At 44.1% G+C, this 24,893-nt stretch carries 25 protein-coding genes; 23 read left to right on the top strand and 2 right to left on the bottom strand.

From position 1 onward, the window contains the following. Positions 1-33: 33 nt before the first annotated feature. The 7 genes from EAL2_RS08100 (at position 34) to clpX (ending at position 7,561) form a co-directional block, all read left to right on the top strand. Positions 34-507, top strand: a complete 474-nt coding sequence (locus EAL2_RS08100) for a type II secretion system protein (RefSeq protein ID WP_025435902.1) — start codon at positions 34-36, stop codon at positions 505-507. 27 nt (positions 508-534) lie between these two features. After that, complete coding sequence (locus EAL2_RS08095; RefSeq protein ID WP_025435901.1) at positions 535-2,157, top strand: pilus assembly PilX family protein; 1,623 nt, start codon at positions 535-537, stop codon at positions 2,155-2,157. A 93-nt stretch (positions 2,158-2,250) separates the two neighbouring features. Further along, the gene (gene rph / locus EAL2_RS08090) at positions 2,251-3,618 is read left to right on the top strand and encodes a ribonuclease PH (RefSeq protein ID WP_084481044.1); all 1,368 of its coding nucleotides are present in this window, start codon (positions 2,251-2,253) and stop codon (positions 3,616-3,618) included. Between the two features lies 1 nt (position 3,619). Beyond that, positions 3,620-4,090, top strand: coding sequence for a metallophosphoesterase family protein (locus EAL2_RS08085; RefSeq protein WP_025435899.1), 471 nt, complete (start codon positions 3,620-3,622; stop codon positions 4,088-4,090). Positions 4,091-4,252: 162 nt separating this feature from the next. Further along, positions 4,253-5,542: a trigger factor gene (tig, locus tag EAL2_RS08080; protein WP_025435898.1), complete on the top strand. Its 1,290-nt coding sequence runs from the start codon at positions 4,253-4,255 to the stop codon at positions 5,540-5,542. A gap of 122 nt (positions 5,543-5,664) precedes the next feature. Then, positions 5,665-6,249, top strand: a complete 585-nt coding sequence (clpP, locus tag EAL2_RS08075) for an ATP-dependent Clp endopeptidase proteolytic subunit ClpP (protein WP_025435897.1) — start codon at positions 5,665-5,667, stop codon at positions 6,247-6,249. Positions 6,250-6,280: 31 nt separating this feature from the next. Continuing rightward, entirely contained in the window at positions 6,281-7,561 is a 1,281-nt protein-coding gene (clpX, locus tag EAL2_RS08070; RefSeq protein WP_025435896.1) for an ATP-dependent Clp protease ATP-binding subunit ClpX, read from the top strand. Positions 7,562-7,574: 13 nt separating this feature from the next. On the opposite strand, the gene EAL2_RS08065 is transcribed toward clpX, so the two are convergent. Continuing rightward, on the bottom strand, positions 7,575-8,105 hold the full coding sequence (locus EAL2_RS08065) for a chromate transporter (protein WP_025435895.1): 531 nt from the start codon (positions 8,103-8,105) through the stop codon (positions 7,575-7,577). Further along, a complete protein-coding gene (locus tag EAL2_RS08060; RefSeq protein WP_025435894.1) occupies positions 8,093-8,605 on the bottom strand; it encodes a chromate transporter in 513 nt (170 codons plus the stop codon). The genes EAL2_RS08065 and EAL2_RS08060 overlap by 13 nt, the downstream gene beginning before the upstream one ends. Positions 8,606-8,804: 199 nt before the next feature. On the opposite strand from EAL2_RS08060, the gene lon reads away from it, so the two are divergent. The 16 genes from lon to pepF all read left to right on the top strand — a co-directional run bounded on the left by lon (position 8,805) and on the right by pepF (position 24,783). Next, on the top strand, positions 8,805-11,168 hold the full coding sequence (gene lon / locus EAL2_RS08055; protein ID WP_025435893.1) for an endopeptidase La: 2,364 nt from the start codon (positions 8,805-8,807) through the stop codon (positions 11,166-11,168). Continuing rightward, positions 11,158-11,784, top strand: coding sequence for a ribosome biogenesis GTP-binding protein YihA/YsxC (yihA, locus tag EAL2_RS08050; protein ID WP_025435892.1), 627 nt, complete (start codon positions 11,158-11,160; stop codon positions 11,782-11,784). Before lon ends, yihA begins: the two co-directional genes overlap by 11 nt. Before the next feature lie 102 nt (positions 11,785-11,886). Then, the gene (locus tag EAL2_RS16030; protein WP_334292061.1) at positions 11,887-12,189 is read left to right on the top strand and encodes an iron-sulfur cluster biosynthesis family protein; all 303 of its coding nucleotides are present in this window, start codon (positions 11,887-11,889) and stop codon (positions 12,187-12,189) included. Positions 12,190-12,329: 140 nt separating this feature from the next. Next, positions 12,330-12,524 (top strand): hypothetical protein, encoded by a 195-nt coding sequence (locus tag EAL2_RS08045; RefSeq protein ID WP_025435891.1) that lies wholly within the window; start codon positions 12,330-12,332, stop codon positions 12,522-12,524. A 49-nt stretch (positions 12,525-12,573) separates the two neighbouring features. Beyond that, positions 12,574-13,260: a DUF881 domain-containing protein gene (locus tag EAL2_RS08040; RefSeq protein ID WP_025435890.1), complete on the top strand. Its 687-nt coding sequence runs from the start codon at positions 12,574-12,576 to the stop codon at positions 13,258-13,260. Positions 13,261-13,266: 6 nt separating this feature from the next. Continuing rightward, positions 13,267-13,584, top strand: coding sequence for a hypothetical protein (locus EAL2_RS08035; RefSeq protein WP_025435889.1), 318 nt, complete (start codon positions 13,267-13,269; stop codon positions 13,582-13,584). A 52-nt stretch (positions 13,585-13,636) separates the two neighbouring features. Beyond that, on the top strand, positions 13,637-15,238 hold the full coding sequence (locus EAL2_RS08030) for an NAD(P)/FAD-dependent oxidoreductase (RefSeq protein WP_025435888.1): 1,602 nt from the start codon (positions 13,637-13,639) through the stop codon (positions 15,236-15,238). A 143-nt stretch (positions 15,239-15,381) separates the two neighbouring features. After that, positions 15,382-17,013, top strand: coding sequence for a Na/Pi cotransporter family protein (locus EAL2_RS08025; protein WP_038601968.1), 1,632 nt, complete (start codon positions 15,382-15,384; stop codon positions 17,011-17,013). Positions 17,014-17,085: 72 nt separating this feature from the next. Next, on the top strand, positions 17,086-17,703 hold the full coding sequence (locus tag EAL2_RS08020) for a DNA-3-methyladenine glycosylase (RefSeq protein ID WP_025435886.1): 618 nt from the start codon (positions 17,086-17,088) through the stop codon (positions 17,701-17,703). 27 nt (positions 17,704-17,730) lie between these two features. Continuing rightward, positions 17,731-19,077 (top strand): glucose-6-phosphate isomerase, encoded by a 1,347-nt coding sequence (locus EAL2_RS08015; protein WP_025435885.1) that lies wholly within the window; start codon positions 17,731-17,733, stop codon positions 19,075-19,077. A gap of 77 nt (positions 19,078-19,154) precedes the next feature. Continuing rightward, positions 19,155-19,595: a universal stress protein gene (locus EAL2_RS08010; protein ID WP_025435884.1), complete on the top strand. Its 441-nt coding sequence runs from the start codon at positions 19,155-19,157 to the stop codon at positions 19,593-19,595. 102 nt (positions 19,596-19,697) lie between these two features. Beyond that, entirely contained in the window at positions 19,698-20,078 is a 381-nt protein-coding gene (locus EAL2_RS08005) for a NusG domain II-containing protein (RefSeq protein WP_025435883.1), read from the top strand. Then, the gene (locus EAL2_RS08000; protein ID WP_038602607.1) at positions 20,062-20,604 is read left to right on the top strand and encodes a Gx transporter family protein; all 543 of its coding nucleotides are present in this window, start codon (positions 20,062-20,064) and stop codon (positions 20,602-20,604) included. The genes EAL2_RS08005 and EAL2_RS08000 overlap by 17 nt, the downstream gene beginning before the upstream one ends. A gap of 23 nt (positions 20,605-20,627) precedes the next feature. After that, entirely contained in the window at positions 20,628-20,795 is a 168-nt protein-coding gene (locus EAL2_RS15190) for an aspartyl-phosphate phosphatase Spo0E family protein (protein ID WP_084481035.1), read from the top strand. A 111-nt stretch (positions 20,796-20,906) separates the two neighbouring features. Continuing rightward, positions 20,907-22,898 (top strand): methyl-accepting chemotaxis protein, encoded by a 1,992-nt coding sequence (locus tag EAL2_RS07995; RefSeq protein ID WP_025435881.1) that lies wholly within the window; start codon positions 20,907-20,909, stop codon positions 22,896-22,898. 103 nt (positions 22,899-23,001) lie between these two features. Further along, a complete protein-coding gene (gene pepF, locus EAL2_RS07990) occupies positions 23,002-24,783 on the top strand; it encodes an oligoendopeptidase F (protein ID WP_025435880.1) in 1,782 nt (593 codons plus the stop codon). Positions 24,784-24,893: the final 110 nt, after the last annotated feature.

The raw sequence follows: 24,893 nt of genomic DNA, 5'->3' as shown, positions 1-24,893 counted from the left end.
ATAAAGACGACAAGCCTTTCGGAGGTTCATTAAATGAAGTCAAGCAGAGGATTTACTTTAGTGGAAGTGGTGGTTGCGGTATTCATAATTGCGCTCATGGGATCAGCCACGCTTAGGGTATTTTCAACATCAGTAAAAAATGACAACGACACAAGAAGACATATAAAGGCAAACTACATAGCACAAAACGTAATGGAGTCTGAAAAATCGAAGAGAGCAGAGCAAATTGATTTTTCAGAGGATGGAGGGAAAAAGAGCACTCCAAAATATTTTGACGAATCCGGAGATGACGCAACATTGCAGGTTTCACAAATAAGCGACACCAAAGGCTACGTTGCCAAGGTTGAATATTCCAAATATGAGTCAAACACAGAGCCAGATGTTTACAAAGAAAATCCCGATGAAAGCCCTGCGCTTGAAGCGTTGGTTGAGATTAATGTAAGCGTATACTTCAACGGAGAAAAAGAAGCGGAGTTAAGTTCCCTTGCGAGAAAATCAAAAAAATAGGCCAAACTATGAAAGGCAGGTGATATCATGGGCAGCATAAAAAAAATAATAAGCAGAGAGAACGGCTCCGTGCTTTTATACAGCTTGCTCATGGTATTTGTACTTACCATGCTAGGAGTGTCTGTTATCGGACTTTCAATGAGCAACTTCAAGATGGGAAGGCTCGCCTCAGAGAAGAACAAGGCATTCTACATATCTGATGCAGCAGTGGAGCACGCCATGTGGGTCATAGATGATGAAACTGCAAAAGCTGAAAAAAAGGCGAGAGAATGGGCTGATGGAGGGTTTGTAAGCAAGCTTAGCGGAGAGAGCATAAGCGAAGAGAATGTAAATGCCCTGGTCGAAGCCGAGTTCAAGAGGGTATACTTTGGAACTTTATTGGGACTCGACAATTTGCTGGATGGGAGTATGCTTAAATACGAACCTATTTATGATGACAAAGGAAAAAAAACAGGAGAGAAGCTGAATCTCGATAAAACTTTTACTGCGTACAAAAGCTTTGAAACTGAAAAATTTAAAAAAGAGTCTCTCTCAGACGACATATCGGACCGAATAAATGACTTCAAATATGAATCTGAATTTGGCGGAGAAAGCGGCAACTTAAAAAAAATATCCGTAAAAAAATCAGAGTATGTTATTTCAGATGACAAGGATGAGGATGGCGAAAGCGTGTCTTATGACAGAATAACCGTTTCGATAGAATCCGAAGGCTCCTACAACAAGATTGGAAAAGCCCTGGAGGCATCACTTGATATAACCCTGCCGGAATATGAATACACAAGCAATATCACATACAAAAACGAAATATATTCAAAAGCTATAATGACGCGAGGAGATATATTTGTGACTGGGGCTAACGTCCAAATACATGAAGGAGACATGTATACATATGGCACATCACAGGTAAGTGATGAAGCTGTAAAGGAATACATAGGAGGCATAGTTGTAGGCTATGACAAAGATAAACTAGAAAAGATTATAAAGCAAAATAAATATATAGAAGAAGATGAAATTAACACTGTGATGGAGTATCTTAAACTGCCTGACAATAAAGGAAACAACGGAAATAACGGCAACGTATTGTTGCATGTAGTCAAAGGAAACATCTCAACTCGGGCGGAGGGGCCGGTTACAAACTCTGATGCAAAGATAAACGTGGGAGGAGAGACGCTCGTTGGCACAAGGGACAATGACATTTTCAATCAATTTGACGGTGAAAAAGTCAAGGAAAAAGAGTCTATAGTGCTCGAGAAAGGGAAAGGCCAGGGCCAGGTTGTATATGTCAAAACAAAAGATATATACATTTATGAGGGTGACAAGAATAAGTTGTATATAAGGGAAGGCAACTTTGATGTCAGCAAAGAGCTCCCCAACAATATTGAAGGAACAATCTTTACAACAGGGAATATATTTGTAACGGGGGGATTTAATTTCGAAGGTAGCTTAATAGCCGGAGGAAACATAATTTTTTATGGTGAAGGCGTGAAGCATATAACGTACAAGAGCATGAATGGATACGAGAAACTATCCGATTTCTATATTGTTAATGAGGACAACGGGGATAATACAAATATTCCCGGAGATTCAGAAGCGGATGAAGTATTAAGTAAAAAATCCTACAAAGTAAACTACTGGCGCGAAGCCAAATAAATTCTTGTCAGAGTCCTATCAGAGTTCGAACAAGAAAGCACCAAAAGATTCTTAAATAATCATTTTTGTGTTAATATATAATGTGCGTAATTTATGGAAGAAAGCGAAAGGATGATTCAAGTGAGAAACGACGGCAGGAAATTTGACCAGATAAGAAAAGTGAAGATTACGAGAAACTTTACAAAATATGCTGAAGGCTCGATACTTATAGAAATAGGAGATACAAAAGTGCTGTGCACCGCCTCAGTAGAGGAGAAAGTGCCGCCATTCCTTAAGAATTCCGGCACAGGCTGGATAACATCAGAATATTCGATGCTGCCAAGGGCGACAGGCCACAGGAAAATAAGGGAATCTTCAAGAGGCAAGGTAGAAGGCAGAACTCAGGAAATACAAAGGCTAATAGGCAGATGCCTAAGATCGGTAGTAGACCTTTCAAAGCTCGGCGAAAGGACGGTATGGGTAGACTGTGATGTGCTTCAGGCGGACGGAGGAACCAGGACAGCCTCGATAACAGGCGCATACGTTGCTCTGGCAGATGCATTCTACAAGCTCTATGCAGAAGGCGTTATACAGGAGATGCCGCTCAAGTCGTTCATAGCCGCGGTGAGTGTAGGCATAGTGGGAGAAAACGAAGTGCTTGATCTTTGCTACGAAGAGGATTCGGCGGCACAGGTTGACATGAACATAATAATGACAGACAAGGGCGAATTCGTTGAGCTCCAGGGAACGGCGGAAACTCATCCGTTCGAGAAGCAGCAGCTTTTTGAGATGATAAGCCTTGGCGAAAAAGGCGTAAGGGAGCTTATAAACATACAAAAGGAGATTCTCGGCGAGGAAATAACAAACATCATAATGAGAAAGAAAATGGAGGTAGTAGTAGCCACGCAGAACAAGGGCAAGCTGGCAGAATTTTCGAGGATTCTAGAGGACTTCAACTTCCAACTCATTTCAATGTCGGAGGCGGGACTTGCAAATCTTGAAATAGAGGAAACTGGTTCGTCTTTCGAGGAGAATGCCCTCATAAAGGCCAGGGAGGTTGCAAGGCTTACGGGCAAGATTGCGATTGCTGACGACTCGGGTCTGATGGTTGACTTTCTAGGAGGCCAGCCGGGAGTATTCTCGGCAAGATTTGCAGGTGAAGATGTAACTGATGAAGACAACAACAAGAAGCTGCTTGAGCTGATGAGCGAGGCTGAGGAAGAAGATAGAAGCGCCAAGTTCGTGTCGGTTATTGCGGTTGTATACCCGGGCGGGGAAGAGTTCACAGTCAAGGGAACGTGCAAAGGGAAAATACTCAGGAGCCCTCAGGGTGAAGGCGGCTTCGGATACGATCCGCTGTTTATTGCATCAGGACAGTCTCAGACGTTTGCACAGATAAAGCCGGAGCTCAAAAACAAGATAAGCCACAGGGCTAAGGCTCTTGACAACATGAAAAAGGAATTCAGAAAAAGGCTGGGTTAGGATGAAAATAGGGGTCATAGGGGATACTCACGGCAGCGAAAGCTGGATTGAAAAGGCATCAAGAATGCTCGAGGGCTGCGATATGATACTACACACGGGCGACAACTTCAGGGATTCCATAATTATTCACCGCATGAGCGGCGTGGACGTGGTTGCGGTAAAAGGCAACTGCGACCACGATGATGTCGAGGAAGAAATCGTATTTGAGGCGGGAGGCAAGCGGATAATGCTCTGCCATGGCCACGCGTACGGCGTCAAGTTCGGTATGAGAAGCCTTAAAACAAGGGCGATGGTAGAAAAAGCAGATATTGTGGTGTTTGGGCACACCCATGTGGCTCTTTGCGAAACAGAAGACGGCACTCTCTTTTTCAATCCGGGAAGCGCCGCGAGGCCAAGAATGGGCGATATGCATACAATAGGTTTTTTGGAGATACAAAATGAGGCAATAAATGCAATAATAACAGTGATATGAGGCAAAAAGCTGCCATCAGGGCGGCTTTTTTGGTGCAAACGATTAATTAACTTGTTCTTTATGCTACATTCTATGATATAATATTGAAATGGTTAGAAGTTACAAACTGAAAGTAAAGGCGAATAACCGGCCAAATAGAATAAATGTAAGGAGGAAATTTAAATGAGTTCAGAACTAGTAAAAAAAGAAAAAAGCAACGTAGTAATAAAACTTGTGGTAGACAGCAAGGATTTCCAAGCAGGAGTTGACAAGGCGTACAACAAGCTAAGGGGAAGATTCCACATACCAGGCTTTAGAAAGGGAAAGGCTCCTAAGCAGATAATAGAATTGAACTATGGTAAGGGTATATTCTACGAGGATGCTATAAACATAGTTTTCCCGGTTGCATATGACGCAGCTGTTAAGGAGCTTGGACTTGATCCGGTAGCTATGCCTGAAATAGACGAAGTAGAGCAAATAGGAGATGGACAGGACCTTGTAATGCTTGTTAACGTTACAGTTAAGCCAGAGGTTGAGCTTGGCGAGTACAAGGGAATAGAAGTTGAAAAGAAAGAAGCAGTTGTAGGAGACGAAGAGGTTCTTAAGGACCTTGAAATAAAAATAGAAAACAACGCAAGATATGTAAATGTTTCTGACAGAGGAGTTCAGGACGGAGACATGCTTGCAATAGACTTCAAGGGCTTCGTAGACGGAGCTGAGTTCCAGGGAGGATCTGCCGAGAACTACAGCCTTGTTGTAGGCTCTAACACATTCATACCAGGCTTTGAAGAGCAGCTTATAGGCGCGGCTCTTGACTCGGAGGTTGACGTGAACGTTGATTTCCCTGCAGACTACCAGTCAGAGGAGCTTGCAGGCAAGCCTGCACTTTTCAAGGTGAAAATAAACGAAATCAAGTACAAGGAGCTTCCAGAGCTTGATGATGAATTTGCAAAGGATGTAAGCGAATTCGACACTCTGGACGAGCTTAAAGCCGATATAAAGAGCAAGCTTCAGGAGGATGCAAACAAGAAGGTTGAGTCTGAAATGAAGAATGCAATGGTAGAAAAGGTTGTAGATGCAGCGACTGTTGAAGTTCCTGAGGTTATGGTTGATGCGGAAGCTGAGGCTATGATGAAGGATTTTGAAATGCAGCTTAGATACCAGGGCCTTGACATGGATACATATGTAAAGTTCACAGGCAAAAACAGAGACGAGATGAAGGACGAGATGAAGGAGCAGGCTCTTAAGAACGTCAAGAGATCTCTAGTGCTTGAGAAGATATACAAGACTGAAGGAATTGAAATAAACGATGAAGAGTTCGACAAGGAGCTTGAGGAAATGGCCAAGCTTTACAGCATGGATCTTGAGAAGGTCAAGAAGACTCTTAGACCGCAGGATATGACCAGCATAAAGGAAAGCATGCTTGTTAAAAAGACTGTAGAAATGCTTTATCAGAACGCTAAAATAGCATAATCCAAAAACAGCGGCAGCAATGCCGCTGTTTTTTATAAATCAACTGTTTATTGGCGCTTTAATTGGTATATAATAGATGTATGGCATTAAGCAAACAAACGTTACGACAAGGGGGTAATACAATGTCACTCGTACCAATAGTAGTAGAACAAACCGGAAGGGGAGAAAGAAGCTACGACATATACTCGAGGCTTCTTAAGGACAGAATCATTTTCCTTGGAGAAGAGGTTAATGACGTTACAGCATCGCTAATAGTTGCGCAGCTATTGTTCCTGGAATCGGAAGATCCGGACAAGGATATATATCTTTATATAAATTCTCCGGGAGGCAGTATAACAGCGGGAATGGCGATATTCGACACAATGCAGTTTATAAAGCCTGACGTGGCTACAGTATGTGTGGGTATGGCGGCTTCCATGGGAGCATTTCTCCTTGGAGCCGGAGCAAAGGGCAAAAGGATGGCTCTTCCAAACAGCGAGATAATGATACACCAGCCGCTTGGAGGAACAAGAGGCCAGGCTACGGATATCCAAATACACGCTGAAAGAATAATAAAGATGAAAGAAAAGCTTAACCAGATACTATCTGAAAGAACTGGCCAGAGCATTGATAAGATAAAAGCCGATACCGAAAGAGATTATTTCATGAGTGCCCAGGAAGCCAAGGAATATGGTATAATAGATGGAATATTGGAAAAGAGGGTATAAGGCTTAGTTAAATATATAAAGAGGTGAAAAAATGTCAAGATTTGATGACAAAAAGCATCTTAAATGCTCTTTTTGCGGAAAATCACAAGACCAGGTAAGAAGGCTCATAGCAGGTCCGAACGTATATATATGTGACGAGTGCGTGGAGCTTTGTCAGGAGATTATTAAGGAAGAGTTCGAAGATGCGGTTGAGAATGAAATAACCGGACTTCCAAAGCCGAAGGACATCAAAAAGATACTCGATGAGTATGTAATAGGCCAGGAGGTTGCTAAAAAGACGCTTGCGGTTGCAGTATACAACCATTACAAGAGGATATTCAACTCAAACACAGACATGAAAGACGATGTTGAGCTTCAAAAGAGCAACATCCTTATGCTTGGACCTACAGGCTCCGGAAAAACTCTGCTTGCGCAGACTCTGGCAAGGATATTGAATGTGCCTTTTGCAATTGCTGACGCCACATCGCTTACGGAGGCGGGCTATGTAGGAGAGGACGTTGAAAACATACTCCTAAAGCTCATACAGGCAGCCGACTACGATGTTGAAAAGGCAGAGAAGGGAATAATATATATCGACGAGATAGACAAGATAGCCAGAAAATCTGAGAATCCATCTATCACAAGAGATGTAAGCGGCGAGGGAGTTCAGCAGGCTCTGCTCAAGATACTCGAGGGTACAACGGCCAATGTTCCGCCACAGGGTGGAAGGAAGCATCCTCATCAGGAGTTCCTGCAGATCGACACTAGCAAGATACTCTTCATCGTCGGCGGAGCGTTCGACGGTATAGACAAGATAATCCAAAAGAGGACAGGCCACAAATCAATAGGCTTTGGGGCTGAAATCGAAAGCAACAAGGCTGAGGACATAAGCAGGCTATACGAGCAGGTAGAACCAGAGGACCTTCTCAAGTTCGGACTCATTCCTGAGTTCATAGGAAGGCTTCCGGCAATAGTTACGCTTAATCTGCTTGACGAGGACGCGCTTATAAGCATATTGACAGAGCCCAAGAATGCTCTTGTTAAGCAGTACAAGAAGATTTTTGCAATAGACGACGTGGAGCTTGAAATAGAAAAAGAAGCGCTTGTCTACACTGCAAGGAAAGCCATTGAAAGAAAAACGGGAGCCAGGGGCCTTAGAAGCATACTTGAAAAGACTATGACAGACGTAATGTTTGAGATTCCATCAAGAGACGACATCGAGAAAGTCATAATTACCAAGGAATGCATATTTGAGGGTAAGGCGCCGCTTGTGATATTCAAAAGCAGCAAAGGCAAAGAAGATGAAAACCAGGAATCTGGTGAAATAGCATAACAATTGAAAGGGGCTATATGGCCCCTTTTAATATTATTCCGATAATGCCAAACACGCCTATTGCGGCTATTGAACTCAGCTTGCCGCTGTAGAGCAGCAGGAACGAAACAAGTGTTATTACAATTGACATGGGATCAAGGCTTGCCTTGAGCGACACGGAGAATACGGCCGAGAGTATGAAGCCTATGGTAAGCGGCCGAAGATTGCTAAAAAGCGACCTGAGGTATCTCGAGTCCTTGTATTTTTCGAGTACGGGAGAGAAGAGCCCAAGCACTATTATTGAAAACGAGGTGACGGCAAGCGTGGCAACTATGCTTCCGGCGATGCCGTAGTATTTGAAGCCTATGAATGTGGCGCTGTTTGTGGCTATAGGCCCCGGAGAGCTTTGAGAAAGCACGAGCAGGTCGAGGAACTCTGTGTTTGTAAGCCACCCCTGCCTTTCTATTATCTCCTTTTCTATGAGCGGCAGCATGGCGTAGCCGCCCCCGAATGTAAACATTCCTATTTTGAAGAACGTTATGTAGAGTGAAATTAGTTTGTCCATATGCTCAGGACACCTCCCGCGACAATTATGAATATGGGATTCACATCAAGCAGAGTTACAAGCAAAAATGAGGCCGCAAGCAAGGCGATATTCATATGCGATTTGTTCATTTTCTTGAAAAGAGCAATGAAAGAGCATGCAAGCAGGGACACCATTACAGGTCTTACACCGTAAAAGAAGCCATCAAGCATATCCAGGTTTTTGCCTATGCTATATATCCAGGCGAGTAAAAGTATTGATATGAACGAGGGGAAAACCGCGCCAAAGCAGCAGATGAGGCTTCCGGCGTGGCCGTAAAGCCTGTAGCCAATAAGCAGCGAAAGGTTGACTGCTATAGGCCCCGGGAAACTCTGGGCTATTGAAATCATGTCGATAAAATCGTGGGCGTCAATTATGCCCTGCCTTTTGACTAGCTCCTCCTCGATTAGGGGGATCATGGCGTAGCCACCGCCGAATGTGAAGAATCCTATTTTCAGAAATGACAATAAAAGCTTTAGCATGGCAAAGCCTCCTTCCGTATGGCATTCGTATTAATTATAGATTATACCATACAATAGTATTTGCATATAAATGTTTAAAGATTGCAACATATGGTGTATTATAAATAGGATATATAATTATTGAAAAATAAATTTACTAAATATATAATAGTAAGGGATTTACAGCGATAGCTATTATATGGCAGTTAGGAGTGATTGAATGAACGAAAATATTGTATTCAGAGAGCATACAATGACGCTTATACCCCTGAGGGGTCTGGCGATATTTCCATACATGGTCCTTCATTTTGATGTCGGAAGAGAAAAATCAATAAATGCACTTGAAGAGGCTATGGTAAGCGAGCAGCTTATTTTCCTGACATCTCAGAAGGAAGCTGAAATAGATATTCCGACGGTCGATGATTTTTACCATGTGGGAACAATATGCAAGATAAAGCAGATGCTCAAGTTGCCAGGGGATACTATCAGGGTGCTTGTGGAGGGCGTATCAAGGGCCAGGCTCAGGGAAGTAATACAGGAAGAGCCTTACTTCAAAGCGGTGCTTGAAGAGGTGGAATATCTTGAGGAAGCCGAGCCCGACAAGGAAACAGAGGCGCTCATGAGAAGCGTGATGGATGCGTTCGAGGAATATGTCAATGTGGGCAGCAAGGTGACTCCTGAGATATTGCTTACAATTTCAGACATCGAAGAGCCGGACAGATTCTGCGACACGGTTGCAGCCAACATGAACCTCAAGCCAAAGCAAAAGCAGGACATACTTGAAATTTTCGATCCCAAGGAGAGGCTTGAGAGGCTATACGAGATCTTGCTTGAAGAGATAGAAATACTCGAAATCGAAAAAAATATAAACATGAGGGTCAAAAAGCAGGTCAACAGGCTGCAGAAGGAATACTACCTGCGCGAGCAGCTAAAGGCGATACAAAAGGAGCTGGGTGAGGACGAGGAAGCCCTTGACGAGATAGACGAATATAAGGAAAGACTCGTTAAGATGAAGATACCAAAGGAAATAAAGGAAAAAATAGAAAAAGAGATCAAAAGACTCACAAGCATGTCTTCATCTTCTGCAGAGGCGGCTGTAATAAGAAACTATGTGGATACTTTCTTCTCGCTGCCATGGGACAAGGAGACTAAGGACAAGCTTGAAATAAAGGATGCCCAAAAAATACTCGACGAGGACCACTTCGGACTTGAAAAGGTCAAGGAGAGGATACTCGAGTACCTTTCAATAAGAAAGCTCGCCAAATCAATGAAGGGACCGATACTCTGCTTCGTGGGGCCTCCTGGAGTAGGAAAAACTTCGATAGCCAAGTCAATAGCCAGAGCCATGAACAGAAAGTTTGTCAGGGTTTCGCTTGGAGGAGTAAGAGACGAGGCTGAGATAAGGGGCCACAGAAGGACTTATGTTGGCGCCATACCGGGAAGAATAATAAACGCTATTAAGGAAGTCAAGTCAAAGAATCCTGTTTTCCTCTTCGATGAGATAGACAAGATGGCTTCTGACTTCAGGGGCGACCCTGCGTCAGCAATGCTTGAGGTTCTTGATCCAGAGCAGAACAAGGAATTTACAGACCACTACATGGAGATACCTTTTGATCTTTCAAAGGTGCTTTTCATAACTACGGCCAACAGCCTTAGCACAATACCGGGACCACTCAGGGACAGGATGGAGATAATAGAGCTGTCGGGCTATACAGAAATGGAAAAGCTCGAAATTGCAAAAAGACACCTTTTGCCAAAGCAGATAAAGGAGCACAGCCTTGCTGAGGGTTTTGTCAAGATTCCTGACAAGACTATGCTCGATATTATAAACTACTACACAAGGGAGTCCGGCGTAAGAACGCTTGAGAGGACTCTTGGAAAGCTGTGCAGGAAGGCTGCCAAGAGCTATGTTGAGAATCCAAAACTCAACATGGTAAAGGTTACAAGTGCAAACCTTGAAAAGTATCTTGGGAAACACAGATACAGCTATCAGATGGTTGCAGAAAAGCCTCAGGTGGGTATCGTGACAGGCCTTGCATGGACGGCTGTGGGAGGCGAAACTCTCTCGATAGAGGTGGCTCTTATGGCTGGATCGGGCAAGCTCGTGCTTACAGGACAGCTTGGCGATGTAATGAAGGAATCGGCTCAGGCGGGGCTTTCATTCATAAGGTCAAAGGCTAAGGAGCTCAAGATAGACGACGAGTTCCATAAAAACATGGATATACACATACACATCCCTGAAGGAGCAATACCTAAGGATGGGCCTTCAGCCGGAATAACAATGGCTACTGCCGTCATATCGGCGCTGACTGGAGTTCCTGCAAGAAGCGACGTTGCCATGACGGGTGAGATAACCTTAAGAGGCAGGGTATTGGAGATAGGTGGACTAAAGGAAAAGGCGCTTGCCGCCCACAGAGCCGGAATAAAAACAGTGCTTATTCCCAAGGAAAACGAGAAGGATATCGATGAGATACCTCACAATGTAAGAAGAGCGCTCAAGATAATTCCTGTGGAAACTATGGACGAGGTACTGGAGAATATCCTCACAGCAGAGGATGATAAGGAAGATAAGAATGAAAATTAAGAACGCAGAATTTATAACAAGCGCAGTTGAAAAACATCAGTATCCGGCTGAAGGACTGCCTGAGATAGCATTTGTCGGAAGATCGAATGTAGGAAAATCGTCTTCAATCAATACGCTGCTCAACAGAAAAGGCATTGCCAGAATCAGCCAGAATCCCGGCAAGACGAGGACAATCAATTTTTACAAGGTCAATGAAGAGTTTCATTTTGTGGACCTTCCTGGATATGGCTATGCAAAAGTTTCAAAAACTGAGCAGGCCAAGTGGGGAGGCATCATGGAAAGATACCTTTCCGACAGGCAGGAGCTTTGCAGCATATTCCTGCTTGTGGACATAAGGCATGAGCCCAAGGAAGACGACAGGATCATGTATGAGTGGATAAAGCATTTCGGATATGACTGCACGGTCATTGCAACAAAATCAGACAAGATTACGAGAGGCCAGTATCAAAAGCACAAAGCCATGATAAAAAATAAGCTGGGTCTTGCGGATGAAGAAAAGATAATCCTGCTCTCCTCTCTTAAAAAGACAGGCATAGACGAAGTGTGGGATGAAATAATAAGCTCATTTGAAAGAAATGGATACGAGATAACAGTCGAGGAGTCCAACGCAAAATAAAAGACTAAAAATTCCGGTTAAAACCGGAATTTTTTTGTTTACAATTATACCCCTGTGGGGTATAATGATATTACAAACCAGAAAAACAGGGGGGAACTAATAATGAACGTTAATGTAAGCCAATCGGCAAGGGAGCAGCTTGAATCATATTACAGTGAAAACAACAAATCAAAGGACAAGGACTTTGTAAGAGTCTATATCTCTAGATTTGGCTGAGGCGGACCAGTCCTGTCAATTGCTCTGGATGAGCAAAAAGAAGATGACGAAGCTGTTGAAGTTGAAGGCTTCAAAGTGCTAGTAGACAGCGAGCTTGCAAGCAATCTGACTTCGGTAGACATAGATTATTCAAAAAAATGGTACAGCAAGGGATTCACAGTAGAATCCAACATATCAAGCAGCTGCTAGAAGAGAAAGACAGGCCCTGGATTCCTTATTGGATTCCGGGGCTTATTTTGTTCCAAAATCGATATATTCTTCAGCATATTGCCGTGGTATTTGGTATAATCTAAATATCTGCGAAATTAAAAGAGTGAGGGGAAAATATTATGTTTTTGCTGTTTCAGGGAATAAATATAATAATAGCTACGGTCATGCTTGCGATACCTGTGGCAGCATGCATCTACGTTATAAAAAGGCTAAGCATCAAAACATCTCAAAACGACGATTTTTCAGGCAGGGTTGCAGCACTTGAAAAAAAGGTCGAGGAGCTTGAGGACTACATAAACAATTCTTTCAGATAGGCAAGCTTTCAAAGGGCATCAAAAAGTAATCTCATAAGGATGATGGATTATGAAAAACAAGATAAATCTGATGGTACTGATGATTGTGCTGCTGGGTATACTAATGGGCATACAATTCAAGGCGGGATACAATGAAAGATTTGAGTCGTCTTTTATAGACAGGGAGATTACAGCCCAGGTCAACCAGATAAGGAAGGAAAATACGCAATTGAGCGACACAATAAGGGCTGCAAAGCACAGGGTGAGCCTTTATGAAAACTCAGCCCAAGAGGAAAGCCCAGAGATAAAAAAGCTCAAAAAAGAGGTTGAAGACATGAAGCTAACGCTTGGCTATGTGGAAGCCTTGGGAAGCGGTCTGATAATAAAGATAGACACAAACCGGGATGAGAATCTTGGATTTATAATGGAAGAGAAAAAATGGTTCCTTTTACTGATAAACGACATAAGGTATTATGGTGGGGAGGCCATATCCATTAACGGCCAGAGGATCAGCCCATACACTGAAATTGTGCTTGCCGGCAACCACATAAACATAAACTCAGTGCCTATAGTACAGCCGTACGAGATAAGCGTTCTTGGCGATATAGACAGACTCGGAAGGTATATCAATGATGACAACATACTAATCGAGAGCATGAGAAAGGCATACGACATGGACATATCCATAAAGAAATCAGGCAACATGAGCATTCCAAAGCTTGAAGATGAAAAAAAATTAAAATACGTCAGGAGATGATGGCCTTTGAAGTTTTCGCACGTTGAGGAAGTTACGCCATACAAGAATACATCTTGCTACAGCATATACAGGTTCGACTGTGAGGTAATGCTCGGCGACAGGGAATCGCACATATGCGATGTCAAGGTGATTGTGCTTGAACCAGAGGAGGGCCTGAGGGCAAGAGGCCTGCAAATAGGCAGGGAGCTTTGGGCGATTGTAGACAATGTAAATCCTGATGCGGCAAGCGATAAAGAAAAGCTTGAGGCTGATATAATGGAATTTGTAAAAATTGAAACCGCAGGCATTGAAGAAAATGACCAAATCCGTGTGGCTTTTGCATAGAGCCGCCGTGATTTGGTCTTCTAATGTCCGGGATAAGAAAGAGGTGTTTTGTTTGATAAGAGTGTCCAACATAAAGCTGAGTTTAGACGAAAAAATCGAAAGCATCGAGGAGAAAATACTCAGGAAGTTAAGGCTCCAAAGAGATGAGCTGTTGGAGTACAGAATAGCAAGGGAGTCTATAGATGCCAGGAAAAAGGGAAATATAAGCTTCGTATACACGGTTGACGTAAGAATTAAAAACGAAGAAACACTCATCAAACGACTCGCAGCTGACAAGGATATAGCTCCGGTAAAACTCGAAGCGGAGTCCATAGTTGCAAGGGGGAGCGTGCCTTTGGGTAAAAGACCTGTGGTTATAGGAATGGGCCCGGCAGGTCTTTTTGCGGCGCTTGCGCTTGCACAAAACGGCTACAGGCCCGTGCTGCTCGAGAGGGGCCAGGATGTTGAAAAGAGAACCCAAGATGTTGAGCATTTCTGGAGCACGGGCGAGCTCAGCGAGGAGTCGAATGTGCAGTTTGGAGAAGGCGGGGCCGGAGCGTTCTCTGACGGCAAGCTGACTACGAGGATAAAGGATCCAAGATGCGCCAGGGTGCTGCAGGAGCTTGTAAACGCCGGTGCCCCCGAGGAGATAATTTATTCTCACAGGCCTCACGTTGGGACTGATATTCTAAAGGAAGTTGTAAGGAATATCAGGCTCAAGATACAGAGCTTGGGAGGGGAAGTCAGATTCGGAGCAAAAGTCAGCGGCCTTAAGACTGAAAAAGGAGCAATCAGGGCTCTTACAATAAACGATGCAGAAGAGCTCGAGTGCTCCTGCACAGTTCTTGCCATTGGGCATAGCGCCAGAGACACATACGAGGCTATTTATGATGCCGGGGCCGAACTTATGCAAAAGCCGTTTGCAATGGGTCTTAGGATAGAGCATCCGCAGATAGTTATAAACAAGGCCCAGTACGGGGAGCATTACAGCCATCCAAGGCTGGGTGCCGCCGACTATAAGCTGACGCACAGCTGCTTGAGCGGCAGATCCGTATATACATTCTGCATGTGTCCGGGAGGCGAGGTTATAGCCTCGAGCTCAAGCAAGGGTGAACTTGTTGTCAATGGAATGAGCTACCATGCCAGAAACGGTGAAAATTCAAACAGCGCCCTCATAGTCAATGTCGAGCCAGCGGATTTTGGAAGCGCACATCCTCTTGCAGGCATGCATTTCCAGCAAAAGTATGAAAGGCTGGCATTCGAATTGGGAGGCTCAAACTACTATGCACCAGTGCAAAAGGCCGGCGACTTTGTAAACAATGTAGATTCCGGGAGTTTGGGCGGAGTCAAGACTACTTACAGGCCGGGAACTAAGTATTCAGACCTGCGAAGGTGTCTGCCGGATTTTGCAGCCGAAGCAATAAGCGAAGGAATAAAGGCCATGGGCAGAAAACTAAAGGGCTTTTCCATGGAGGATGCGGTGCTTACCGGTGTGGAGACAAGATCTTCGGCGCCAGTAAGGATAGTCAGGGACCAGCAAACTCTCGAATCGTCGAGTGTAAGAGGGCTATACCCTGCAGGCGAAGGCGCGGGCTATGCCGGTGGGATTGTATCGGCCGCCGTTGATGGTATGAGGGTGGCAGAAAAAATAATCAATACGTACTCTCTGGAATAAAAAATTAACAAAAAAATTACCTGGAGTTAACGTATCCTTAATGTTTTTAATATATTTAACATGTTCTTAACATAAGTAGGGTATAATTTTGATAGAATGTTACGGGTGTGTTAAAAATATATTGGATGTTTAGGAGGATACATATGGCCTTAAAGATAATTTTTGGCGTAATAGGCGGCTTGGGACTTTTTCTTTATGGAATGAACCTAATGGGAGCGGGGCTCCAGAAGGCTGCAGGGGACAGGCTTAGAAAAATAATCGAGCTGCTCACAAGCAACAAGTATATGGGAGCCCTTGTGGGGCTGTTTGTAACGGCAATAATCCAAAGCTCGAGTGCCACTACTGTAATGGTTGTGGGTTTTGTTAATGCGGGCATAATGAACCTTACACAGGCAGTAGGAGTCATAATGGGTGCCAACATAGGTACGACGGTGACGGCGCAGCTTGTTTCATTCAGCCTTACCGATTTTGCGCCCATAGCGGTTGGTATAGGTATGATTTTCTACCTGTTTTCTAGCAATGAAAAGACAAAACAGATTGCAGAGATAATGATAGGCTTTGGTATACTGTTCATAGGTATGGAGTTCCTCAAGGACGCGGTAAAGCCTCTTCGGGATTATCCCGGATTCGGCGACATGATTATCAAATTCTCACACAATCCAATATTGGGTATACTTATAGGATTTGGACTTACTGTTATAGTACAAAGCTCAAGCGCTTCTATGGGTATATTGCTAGCGCTTGCATCTGAAGGGCTTATTCCGCTTAGCTCCGCATTGCCGATACTCTACGGTGAAAACATTGGAACCTGTATTACAGCAATGCTCTCTAGCATAGGAGCAAGCAAGAACGCCAAAAGAGCCGCTATAATGCATCTTAGCTTTAATGTAATAGGAACAACGCTTTTCATATTCCTATTGACAAAGCCTATAACGTATTTTGTAACGATGCTCGACCCGACTAATGCTGCAAGGCAGATAGCAAATGCCCACACACTGTTTAACATATCTAACGTAGTTATACAGCTTCCTTTTGCGATGCTGCTGGTTAAGATTGCAAACTTAGTCATACCGGAAAAAGAAGGCGAAGAAGTTGAATTCAAGGTTACAAAGTATATAGATTCCAGAATACTCGAAACTCCGAGTATTGCTCTTGCAAACACAATAAGGGAATGCCTGCACATGGGCAATGTTGCCAAAAGATCATTCAAGGCATCCATGGAGGGATTTTTCAACAGAAATACAAATGAAGTAAAAAGTACGTTCACAATTGAGAAGGAAGTAAATGAACTGGAAAAGGCGCTAGTCGACTACCTGGTCAAGCTTTCAAACAAGGAGCTCGGAGATGAGAACAGGGAGATTGTTGACGGCCTTTTCAGCACGGTGAATGACATAGAAAGGGTCGGAGACCATGCCGAGAACATAGCAGAGCTTGCAATGGAAGTGCTTGGAAAGAATCTGCTGTTTTCAAATGAAGCGATAGGCGATCTGGAGGCCATATATAATAAGACTATGCAAGCCTATGAAGCGGCTCTTGAGGCTATGAAAACCGGCAACAGAGACATTGCTATGACGGTTATAGGCATAGAAGATCAAGTAGATGCAATGGAAAGGTCATTCAGGATGAACCACATATACAGGCTAAATAAAGGCCTTTGCAATCCAGAGGCAGGAGTAATATTCCTCGACATGATAAGCAACCTTGAAAGGATTGCCGACCATGCGTCTAACATAGCGAAGGCGGTATTGGATTCTGTTGGTTCAAAGAGCGCATAATAAAAGGGCGGAATTTTCCGCCCTTTTTCTGTTATATTGAAGTAATATAAACGGCTGCAGGGAGGTGGTTATATGGCATACAACAGACTTGAAAGAGCTTTTTTCGAGGCAGGGCCTGTTGAGGTGGCAAGAGAGCTGTTGGGCAAGCTGATAGTGAGAATTGACTCGGGAATTGTGATGGCGGCCAAAATAGTCGAGTGCGAAGCCTATATGGGTGAGGGCGACAAGGCCGCGCATTTCAACGACAACAAGGTCACCGAAAGAACCAGGATTGTATACGGTCAAGGCGGGCTTGCATACATATATCTAATATACGGCATGTACAACTGCTTCAACATAGTAACAGGAAAAAGCGGAGCGGCGGGGGCTGTGCTTATAAGGGCGGCAGAGCCGGTTGAGGGGATACAGAGCATGCACAGGAACAGATTTGTCAGCGACGAGATTGTCCACCGGAATATCAGGAACCTTACAAACGGTCCGGGCAAGCTCTGCATGGCCATGAACATCGACAGGAGTTTTTATGGGGAGGACCTGGTTGAGAGCAAGGAACTGTTCATAGCAGAAGGGGAAAAAATCGAAAAAGAGAATATTATTGAGGCAAAAAGGGTAAACATAGATTATGCGCAGGAAGCTGCGGATTTTTTGTACAGATTCTACATAAAGGGGAACAGATTCGTTTCGAAAAAATAGTTTGAACTGTAGGGAAGGGGACAAGAAATGATTGGATTCAAGCTTGACTGCAGGGGGATTGAAAAATTTGTAACGGAAGATGAAGTTCGCTGCATGGAGCCCTTTGTTAACGCGGCTCATGAGATGATTCACGAAAAAAGCGGACCTGGCGCCGACTTTCTTGGATGGCTTGAATTGCCTGGGGCCATTAAGGCATCCGAGATTGAGGAAATAAAAGAGACGGCCAGGCAGATATCAGGCAAGTGCGATATTCTTGTGGTCGTAGGCATAGGTGGATCCTATCTTGGAGCCAAGGCTGCAATTGAAATGCTTACAGGCTATTTTGGGAATTTCGCTTCGAAAAGGGCCGGTAAATCGCCAAGGGTAGTTTTTGCAGGCAACAACATAAGCTCCACTTACTTGAAGGAGCTTTCAGAGTTGCTTGAGGAGAGCGACTTTTGCATAAATGTAATTTCGAAATCCGGCACGACTACGGAGCCAGCTGTTGCGTTCAGGGTGCTCAAGGGACTTTTGGAAAAAAAATACGGAAAGGAAGAGGCTGCAAGCCGCATAATTGCGACGACTGACAGTGAGAAGGGATCGCTGAGAAAGTTGGCAGACTCAAGCGGATACAAGACATTCGTCATACCAGAGGATGTGGGCGGCAGGTATTCAGTGCTGACTCCTGTTGGTCTGCTGCCAATGTGCGTTGCCGGTATAGACATAGATAAGGTTATAGAAGGCGCAAGGAAGGCTCAGGAGCTTCTTTCGGAAAAGGAGCTTTCCAGAAACGACGCCTACAGATACGCTGCAATAAGGAACATACTCTACAACAAGGGTATGCTTGTAGAACTGCTTGTAAGCTATGAGCCACATCTTACAAGCATAGGAGAGTGGTGGAAACAGCTCTTTGGAGAGAGTGAGGGCAAGGACGGAAAAGGCATATATCCTTCATCGGCAAGCTTCTCTACAGACCTCCATTCTTTAGGGCAGTACATACAGCAGGGAAGAAGGATGCTGTTTGAGACAGTGCTGAATGTAAAGTCGCCGCGTCACGATGTAAGCGTGGTTGCGGATCCGGGGAACCTTGACGGTCTTGACTATCTTGAGGGGGTAGAGATAGACTACATAAACAAGAAGGCTATGGAGGGAACAATGCTGGCCCATATTGACGGCGGCGTGCCCAATATGATAATAGATATTCCCGGGCTCGATGAGTACAGCTTTGGATACATGGTTTATTTCTTCGAGAAGGCGTGTGCCATGAGCGCATATCTTCTGGGGGTCAATCCCTTTGACCAGCCCGGTGTTGAAGAATACAAGCGCAACATGTTCGCACTCCTTGGAAAACCAGGGCACGAGGAGCAAAGGCAGAAAATGCTTGGAAGGCTTTAATATAGAAATAAAAGAAAAACATTCAGCTAGTATACCCTTATGGATATAGAAGATTAACTTTTATGGGAGGAATTGACATGGAGATTAAAAAAATACTTGTTCCAGTTGACGGCTCTGAAGCAAATAAGAAGGCCATAGAGTTTGCAGCCGAGATGGCTAAGAAATTCCCGGCGCAGGTTCTTCTCATGCATGTAATTGAGCTTAACATGCCAAGCGCTCTTCAGGTTGAATATTCATATGTGCAGTATTCATACACTGATGAGGATCTGAAGAATTTAAAGGACATATCGCGAAAGATACTAGATAATGCCAAAGAGATGCTAGAAGGCGTAGAGGTTTCGACGTTTAGTTATGTTGGATATCCTGTGGATGAGATACTCAGAGTATCCGAGGAAGAAGATGTTGATATGATAGTCATGGCTTCAAGGGGTATGTCGGGTATAAAAAAATACCTAATGGGTTCGGTGACAAACAATGTGGTTCATCATTCCAAAAAACCTGTGCTTGTAATTCCATAAACTAAGTATTGATCCTATGCAGATGCCTTGTTGACAAAGCAGCAGGCTTGGAATATTATTATCCTGTAACTGCTGCTAAACAGGTCCGGCATGGGGGAAAATATGAAGCGTACAGATATCTATATAATTGCAGCTGTTCTTTTGCTTTCGGCAATAGGAATGTATGCCGTTAAAGCAATTCAGCACGACAAGGAAGGCAAGCATGTAATAATAAGCGTTGACGGTAAAATCTATGAGGATATAGCCGTTGGAAATGCAACCTCAAAAAAAATAGAAGTTAAAACGGAATACGGAAGTAACATTGTATACATTCATGACGGAGGGGCCGAGGTGATTGATGCGGACTGCAGGGATCTCATATGCAAGAAGACCGGATTTATATCAAAACCCGGGCAGACTATAGTATGTCTTCCGCACAAGCTGGTTGTGACTATATCGGCTGAATCTGGGGGTGGCGGTGATGCAGATGCAGTTTCTCAGTAGGAAGCCATTTACTGCCAGAAGGCTCGTTTTTCTGGGCCTCCTCGTATCGCAGTCACTTGTGCTTTATCTGGTTGAATCCCTGATACCGCTCAGCTTTGCAGTTCCGGGAGCCAAGCTGGGACTCTCAAACATTATAGGGCTCTCCACGCTTTTGCTCTTTGGGATTGGCGATGCTGTCTTGGTTACGTTAATGAGAATAACCATATCATCGCTTTTTTGGGGAGGTATGTCAGTATTTCTCTTTAGCTTATGCGGAGGCATACTGAGCCTGTTTGCAATGCATGCATTAAGGAGCGCATTTAAAGAAAAGATAGGCATACCCGGACTGAGCGTTGCAGGCGCTGTTTTCCACAACATTGGGCAGCTGCTGGCTGCAGCCATAGTTATTGAAAACATAAGGATAATATACTATCTGCCCATGCTTCTACTGGCGGCCGTTCCAACAGGCATGCTGGTTGGGATTTGCACTCATTTTATGACTATGCACATTAGAAAGATATACGGAAGAAGAATTCTGGGAAAATAATTATTGGCAAAGCGGTGATTTTTTTGAGGACAAAAGAGCTTAAGGCTATCAAAAAAAAAATCGAGGAGTTAAGGGAGCATATAAACAGATATATTGAATACCCTGACATATTCGAGGAGGAGCTTCTGACAACGAGCAGGCAGCTTGACAAGTATATAAACGAATATATGAGAAGAAGCATGCCGTCGTAAGAATCAGCGGCATGTTTTTATTTACTCATTTTGTACTTTTTTAGCTGAAAAAATAGTATAATATTTAATAAAATACATACGACAATATTTAGTGATGACAGGAGGCAATATATGAATATTTTTTCAAGCGTTAAGGGAAAGCTTTCGGCAGTACTTATAATAGCAATAATCATACCTGTTTTGACACTGGGATTCTTGTCCTACCAGAAAACGTACACGACTTTAGAACAAAAGCTTCAGGACAATTCAAAAGGAACGCTGACTCAAATTGACAATTCAATAAGCGAATTTGCAAAGGGGTTTGAGCACGGCATAGATGCGATATCGAAGAACAAGGCTGCGGTTGAGCTGGCGGCTGCAAATGGCGGCGCTGCAGCTCCGGCTCTGCTCGGTTATGCAAGCGACATATTCATTCAAACAGCCGCAGCAAACGACAACATCATGTCAGCCTATATGGGAACGCAGGACAAGAGGACTTACATGTACCCTGTCAACAATACGCCTGAAGGCTATGATCCGACTTCAAGAGGCTGGTACAAGCTGGCGATTGAAAATAGGGGCAAGGTGGTATGGACCGAGCCATATGTTGATGCAGGAACCGGCAAAATGGTCATAACGGTTTGCAAGACTGTGGAGTCCGGCTCAGGTGTGCTTGGTGTTGCAGCGCTTGACATCAGTCTTGAGGATTTTGCCGCAAACTTCAAGGATATAAAAATAGGCAACACAGGCTATCTGTTCATAACAGATAAATCCGGAGTGATAATATCCCACAAGGAGATGGGACGTGTAGGAGAAAGTCTGGCAGAGGAGAGCGTGTGGAATGATGTTTCATCCGGCAACAGCGGATTTTCAAAGTATGACAACGGTTACGTGTCATATGCGACAAACGGCAATACAGGATTCAAGATAGCAGGAGACTTCGCTAAAAACGAGCTCGATGTTGATGTAAAGAGCTTGAGGCTTTTCATAATGCTGCTTCTTGTGGCCGCGGCTGTGATAGGCGTTGTAGTATCGCTTATGATATCAACATGGATCACAAGGAATCTTCAGAAACTGGATAATGCTTTCAACAAGGCCTCGAAGGGTGATCTTTCAGCGAGCGTATCAATAGAAACAAGCGACGAGTTTGGAAAAATAGGCACAAACTTCAACACTATGCTTGAAAATATAGTATTCCTTATAAGCAATATCAAGGCATCGTCGGATACAGTGTCTGAGACGGCGTATTCACTCAACAAAATGGCACTCCAGACAAGCAGTGCTACTCAGGAGGCGGCCAGGGCTATAGCTGAAATCGCAGAGGTGACGAACGAGCAGGCCAGGGAGACTGAGGCTGGTGTTGACAAGGCCACCTATATGGGCAAGAGCGTGCAGCAGGTATCATCCTCTATAGGCGAGATGGTGGAGATGTTTAAAAAATCAAGCGAACTCAATGACAAGGGTCTTGATTCCGTCAAGAAACTTGCCGATTCCACAAGCAATACAATAGAATCGGAAAATCGTGTAAGCGGCATAATAAATGAGGTCGAAAAGAGCTCGCAGGAAATCGGGATAATAATACAGACAATAAATCAGATTGCAGAGCAGACAAATCTGCTGGCGCTGAACGCTTCTATCGAGGCTGCAAGGGCCGGAGAGGCGGGAAGGGGCTTTTCGGTTGTGGCTGACGAGATAAGGAAGCTGGCCGAGGAGACTGCGCAGTCTACAGGAAAGATAAAGAGCATAGTGGACCAGATACAGCATGAATCAAAAAGTGCGGTGATTGGAATGCAGGATGCATCGGATGCTCTCAGGGAGCAGGTGAAGCGCGTTGGTGATACGGAAATAATATTCAAGGAGATATCACAGACCATTGAAGGACTTGAAGGCAAGGTGAATGAAATTCAAATGCTCAATGGCGAGATGGTAAAAAACAAGGATGAAATAATGGATACAATGCAAAACATATCTGCCACAGCTGAAGAGAACTCGGCTGGGACAGAGGAGGTATCGGCTTCCACGGAGGAGATCTTGGCGGCTCTCGAGGAATTCAGCTCGCATTCGGAAACGCTCAAGAAGCTGGCTGCAGGCCTTCAGGAAGAAGTGGAAAAATTCAGATCATAAAAAAAGAGGCGGTATTGGGCGGTTTGAGCTTTAATACCGCCTCTCTTTAGGTATAATTATTATATGCTAAAAATTATTTTATACGTGAAAGGGGTTGAAATGATTGGACAGAACTAATATAGAGGCAGCATACAAGTGGGATATAGAAAGCTTTTTCAACGATGAGAGCTTCGAAGCTAATTTTGAAAGAATTGAGGGTAAGCTATCAGAGGTGGAAAGCTACAAGGGCAGATTGTCAGGCGGCGAGGACGTATTCTGTGAATTCATGGCCCTGTATGAGGAGCTAATGCGAGGCGTTGAAAGTCTCTATGTATATTCACACATGAAAAAGGATGAGGACAGCAGGGATTCCAAATACCAGGCACTTGCGGGAAGAAGCGAAATGCTGTCGACAAGGACTTCTACAGTGACATCTTTTGTGGTGCCTGAAATAATACAGATGAAGGGTTCTTTGATAAAAAGGTATCTGCAGGATGAGCGGATAAAGCTGTATGAAAGATACATAGACGAAATAATAAGAAAAAAGCCGTATACGCTTTCTCAAAACGAGGAGAGGATACTCGCGCTTGCCGGAGACATTTCGAATACTGCGGAAAATGCATATGAGATGCTTTCATTCGCCGACCTCAAGTTCCCTATGATAAAGGATGAAGAGGGCGAGCAGGTAAGGCTGACTCATGCTAATTTCATGAGCTTCATGAAGAATAAAAATAGAAGCATAAGAAAGGATGCATTCGAAAAGATATATTCGACCTACTCGGATTATAAAAACACATACGCCGCGATGCTGTGCGGCTCTGTAAAAAGGGAGATATTCCACTCAAAATCAAGAGGCTATGGATCTGCCATAGAGGCATCGCTTTTTCAGGACAACATAAGCCTCAAGGTATATGACAACTTGATTGAGGCGGTGTCTTCGAGGCTTGAATACATGCACCAATACATGGACGTCAAGAAAAGGCTCCTTGGAGTTGACGAGCTGCACATGTATGATCTGTATGCGCCGCTGGTTGAGGAGGCAGACATAAAAATCACGTATGATAAGGCAAAGGAGATAATAATAAGTGCGCTGCAGCCGCTTGGAGAAGAATATTTAGGCGTGATAAAAAAAGCGTTCGATGAAAGATGGATAGACGTTTATGAAAACGAAGGCAAAAAAGGAGGCGCTTATTCCTGGGGCAGTTTCGATTCCAAGCCTTTCATACTCATGAATTACAAGGACGACATCAATTCACTCTTTACGCTTGCGCATGAGCTGGGGCACTCTGTACACAGCTACTATTCAAGGAAGAGCCAGCCGTACATTTATTCGCACTACAAGATATTTGTGGCCGAGGTGGCATCAACTCTAAATGAGCTGCTGCTGATGGATTACATGCTTAAAAACTCAAAGGACAAGAATGAGAGGATATACCTTCTCAATTACCACCTGGAGCAGTTTCGGACTACTCTTTTCAGGCAGACTATGTTTGCAGAGTTCGAGAAAATAATACATGCCAGAGGGGAAGAAGGCAAGTCGCTAACAAACGATGATATTTGCGGAGTATACTATGAACTCAACAGAAAGTATTACGGCGAAGGCATGAGCATAGACAAGGAGATAGCCATGGAGTGGGCCAGAGTGCCTCATTTCTATTCGAATTTCTATGTCTACAAATATGCAACAGGCTTCTCGGCGGCAGCTGCGCTGAGCAGCCTTATACTCGATGGCGATTCCAAGGCAAGGGGAAAATATATCGAGTTCCTGAAAAGCGGAGGCTCGGAGTATCCGCTCGATCAGCTCAGGAGCGCGGGCGTTGAAATGGAGCAGAAGGAGTCAATAATAAGGGCGCTTGACAGGCTCGAGAGCATACTCCGTATGATGCAGCAGGACGCTTGCGAATAGATGTTTTACAGAAAAATAACACCGATTTAACATTGGCTTAACATTGTTTTTAGTTAAAAATGTTATCTTTATTTTTGCAGGATAATGACGAACTTAAGATGAAAAGCAAA

It is taken from the genome of Peptoclostridium acidaminophilum DSM 3953 (assembly GCF_000597865.1).
GTDB classification, from domain to species: Bacteria; Bacillota; Clostridia; order Peptostreptococcales; family Peptostreptococcaceae; genus Peptoclostridium_A; species Peptoclostridium_A acidaminophilum.
This window is presented reverse-complemented; position numbering and strand designations above follow the sequence as displayed.